This is a genomic window from Mycobacterium sp. (assembly GCF_032161845.1).
GTDB lineage: Bacteria > Actinomycetota > Actinomycetes > Mycobacteriales > Mycobacteriaceae > Mycobacterium.
In genome coordinates this window covers 1-3,628 of record NZ_JAVRQA010000292.1, presented here as the reverse complement: position 1 = coordinate 3,628, position 3,628 = coordinate 1, and the positions used below count along the sequence as shown (strand labels likewise).

The 3,628-nt window shown below is 66.9% G+C and carries 5 protein-coding genes; 3 read left to right on the top strand and 2 right to left on the bottom strand.

Going from position 1 to position 3,628, the window contains the following annotated elements; genetic code table 11:
* Window positions 1–788 (bottom strand): PGRS repeat-containing protein (locus QOD90_RS16070; protein ID WP_526351406.1); only part of this gene is annotated, 788 nt, incomplete at its 3' end.
* 529 nt (window positions 789–1,317) lie between these two features.
* Here QOD90_RS16070 and QOD90_RS16065 point away from each other — a divergent pair.
* Window positions 1,318–1,614: a hypothetical protein gene (locus QOD90_RS16065; RefSeq protein ID WP_526351404.1), complete on the top strand. Its 297-nt coding sequence runs from the start codon at window positions 1,318–1,320 to the stop codon at window positions 1,612–1,614.
* Between the two features lie 3 nt (window positions 1,615–1,617).
* Here QOD90_RS16065 and QOD90_RS16060 read toward each other — a convergent pair whose 3' ends face one another.
* Window positions 1,618–2,043, bottom strand: a complete 426-nt coding sequence (locus QOD90_RS16060; protein WP_526351402.1) for a hypothetical protein — start codon at window positions 2,041–2,043, stop codon at window positions 1,618–1,620.
* 418 nt (window positions 2,044–2,461) lie between these two features.
* Between QOD90_RS16060 and QOD90_RS16055 the strand changes: the two genes are divergently transcribed.
* Both QOD90_RS16055 and QOD90_RS16050 read left to right on the top strand, forming a co-directional pair.
* Window positions 2,462–2,833: a hypothetical protein gene (locus QOD90_RS16055; RefSeq protein ID WP_526351400.1), complete on the top strand. Its 372-nt coding sequence runs from the start codon at window positions 2,462–2,464 to the stop codon at window positions 2,831–2,833.
* A 197-nt stretch (window positions 2,834–3,030) separates the two neighbouring features.
* A partial coding sequence (locus QOD90_RS16050; protein ID WP_526351398.1) for an Hsp70 family protein occupies window positions 3,031–3,628 on the top strand: 598 nt, incomplete at its 3' end.

Genomic DNA, 3,628 nt, shown 5'->3' with positions numbered 1-3,628 from the left:
TGCCCCACACCTCCGGAACCGCCGGCCATCGTCGCGGCCGTACCGCGGTCGCCGTCGCTGCCCGCGCCGCCGACACCGCCGGTGCCCGCGTTGCCGCCGGTACCGCCGTTGCCGTTAACCCCTACTGCGCCAACGGCACCCAAGAACGCCGCGGTGCCGCCAGCACCGGCGTTGCCGCCAGTACCGCCGGCGGCTCCGCTGCCGCCGGCCTCGGCGTCGCCGCCCTTACCGCCCGGCACCGTCGCGTCCACGCCGTGAGCGCCCGTGCCGCCGGCCCCGCCGTTACCGCCCTCGCCGCCCGCGCCGCCGAGCCCGCCGATGCCGAACAAGCCGCCGGCGCCGCCGTTACCGCCTGCGCCGCCACTGAGGCCGGCAGTGCCGTTCTGACCTGGGCCGCCCGAGACGCCATTGGCACCGGCACCACCGGTACCCCCGGCGCCGCCGTTACCGAACCAACCGGCGCTGCCACCGTTGCCGCCAGCAGCGCCAGCGGTGGTCGGGCTGAAACCGGCCCCGCCATTGCCAAGGAAGATCCCAGCGTTGCCGCCGTCGGGGTGCAGCGCCGTGCCGGCAGCGCCGTCGCCGATGAAGATGTTCACGATTGGTATCTGACCGGCGATGCTCAAGAACGGGTCCGCCACGACGAAGGCAGTCCCGAACAAGCTCGGGATGGCGGGGACGACCGGGGAACCACCACTGGTGCAGATCGCGGTCGGTGGCACACACGGGGGAGCGGCCTGCACGCCTGCGGCCAACCACAACGCCGCAGCCGGAGCGACCAGCACCATCCCGGCCCCAGTTGCCGCGACCGCGGTCAAACTGCGCGAAGGCGCGCGGTGTCGATGCCGACCACCGTCACGAAAAGACTTGCTGCGGTTCGACATAACAGCCCCTACTCGTCGTCGTTGAACCCGATCGCCGGCCGGGCAACTCGTGGAGTCGGGCCTTCGCAGGTCACGCTAATGTGGCAGCACAGTCGTGAGGAATAAGGAATATCCCTACACTTTGGGACCGCGGCGGTGGTACCGGCTCATTGGAGAAACATCGACGCGGCGGCACGGCTATCGTCACCGAATGCCGAATACCACCGAGTCCCAATCTCGTTCTCATGCAAGAGCTGTCGCGCAGTCACCAGCGGCGGCACTGTCCCGCTGGACGGGTCCACTGGCACTCCTACTGGCCGTGGTCGCCGTAGTTCTTGCGGCCTGGGCGCTGACAACCCGTACGTCCGCGGTATCCAGTGCGACATCCGGGGCGCCTGAGGTTTCCACTCAGTCGGGAGACCCGAAGATGCGCGTTTGCAGTGCCTTTGACGCGGTGAGCTCGGCGGTGTCGCTGCAGAGTCACACCGATCTGGGGCCCGATGCCGTTGCGCAGTCAGCGGTGGCGGGCAACGCCCGCTTGGCGCTGCTCGGCGGCGGCCTCTACCTGCTGAGTCGCCTCGATGTCGGGACACCCACGAACCTGGCCGACGCGGTGCGCTCCTTCGCCGGCGACCTGCAGGACATCGGGATGTATGCGTTGGCCGAAGTCCCCAATGGCGAGCCAAATCAGGCCGCTCGGCTGGTTCACGCCGATCAGGTCAGGCGGCAGATCGTCAGCCTGTGCAAGTGAGCCCTAATCCACCCGCGGTGACCGCAATAGCGGATTGGACGTGATCACGCGCAATGGAAATAGATGCCAGGGTTCGGTGTCGTCGAGATCGCCGTACAGGCCGATGCCAACGACTCCTGCAGCGGCCACCACCAGCGGGAGCTGAGGGGCGGACACCCAGAACTTCACCGGTGAGCTTGGCACGTCGGGCCAATGCCAGCTGCATGTGATCGAGCCGAGCCGTTCGCCCTCCTGCGACCTCGCGACCAGGTAGTGGCATGGGTCGTAATCGGAGCCCCCCCGAGTTTGGACGGCCAGGACCATCGGGACTGTGATGTGTGCGGGGAAGCTCGCCACCTTCGCACTGGTCAGTGGGAAGCCGTCAGTGGTGATTCCACCGCGGTCGTTCACGATTGCCCTCAGCGCCGGCGCAAACGCCACTACCTGCATGCCGCCACCCGTACTCCTCGGAAGTCGTTGCGCCGCAGGGGTCTACGGGTTTCCACCGCTACCGGAACCGCCAACACCAGACCGGCCCCGCCGATCGCGACTGCTGTCAGACTGCGCGACGGGGTGCGTGCGTACCGATGACGACCATCGGCGGTGTGGCCGACTGCCCTGCGCCGCTTCGACATTCGATTCCCCAACCAATGGTTGCCATAACGCAGGTATGTGGTCGACGCTAGCGAGCCACTGCCGCGGAGGGGAATAAGGAATATCCCTACAAACGACGCGGTGGGCACGGTTCGAGGACCGTCGAAGTCAGCAGAATGCGCTACCTCCACTTCGTAGGGACATTCCTTATTCCCAAGTGCAGCCGCGGCTCCTAGCGTGGACGTCGGGTTGATCAACGACTTTGGGGGCTTCGATGGCGCGAGTACTCGCGGGGTGTGCCTCCGCCGTCTTGGTAGCCGGCAGCCTGGGTCTGGCCGGTCTGGGAGCCGGCCTCGCCAACGCCGACGATGACTGCGCACCCGCCACCAGGGTCGACGGTCGGTGCTACGGGCCGAATACCTGGTGTCCGGGGGATTCGCTGTTCCACTTGACCCAGAATCACGTCCACGACCCGGTGACGTGGGACATGAACGTCTGCCACACCTACTGGCACGTGGCACCTGACCAGGCCAATCAAGGCCAAGGCATCTACGAGGGCCCCAACCCGCCACCGCCGGTGGGGCCTCCGCCGCCGATGCCGCCCGCCTTCGTGGGTCCCAATGAGTGCCTGCCCTGGTGCAGCTAGGCATACGTCTGAGCTCGACTGGCCACTCGCTCGTGCCGGAGCCGCCGGGGAACAAAACGCGCTGCCACCCCGTTGACCCATTCGACAACTTGAGTGAAGCAGGCTCAACTCTGGCTTGACATGCCGCGCCTGCGGCAGGCAAGCTTGAGCGTGGTCCACTCAGACTCGTAAGCATTTCTATTCAGGAGGCAGTAACTATGGCTCGTGCGGTCGGTATCGACCTCGGGACCACCAACTCCGTCGTCTCAGTGCTCGAAGGCGGAGAACCCGTCGTCGTCGCAAACTCAGAGGGCTCACGCACCACCCCGTCTGTCGTCGCATTCGCGCGCAACGGCGAGGTGCTGGTCGGTCAGCCCGCGAAGAACCAGGCAGTCACCAACGTCGACCGGACCATCCGTTCGGTCAAGCGCCACATCGGCACCGACTGGTCGGTGGAGATCGATGGCAAGGACTACACGCCGCAGGAGATCAGCGCGCGCATCTTGATGAAGCTCAAGCGCGACGCCGAGGCCTACCTGGGCGAGGACATCACCGACGCGGTCATCACCGTGCCGGCGTACTTCAACGACGCGCAGCGCCAGGCCACCAAGGAAGCCGGCCAGATCGCCGGACTCGAGGTCCAGCGCATCGTCAACGAGCCCACCGCGGCGGCGTTGGCCTACGGCCTGGACAAGGCCGACAAGGACCAGACCATCCTGGTGTTCGACCTCGGTGGCGGCACGTTCGACGTCTCGCTGCTCGACATCGGCGACGGTGTCGTCGAGGTCCGCGCGACCTCGGGTGACAACCACCTCG

Bases quoted from the DNA above. Each gene is read 5' to 3' on its own strand.
- QOD90_RS16060 (WP_526351402.1), bottom strand. From the start codon at position 2,043: ATGCAGGTAGTGGCGTTTGCGCCGGCGCTGAGGGCAATCGTGAACGAC.
- QOD90_RS16055 (WP_526351400.1), top strand. From the start codon at position 2,462: ATGGCGCGAGTACTCGCGGGGTGTGCCTCCGCCGTCTTGGTAGCCGGC.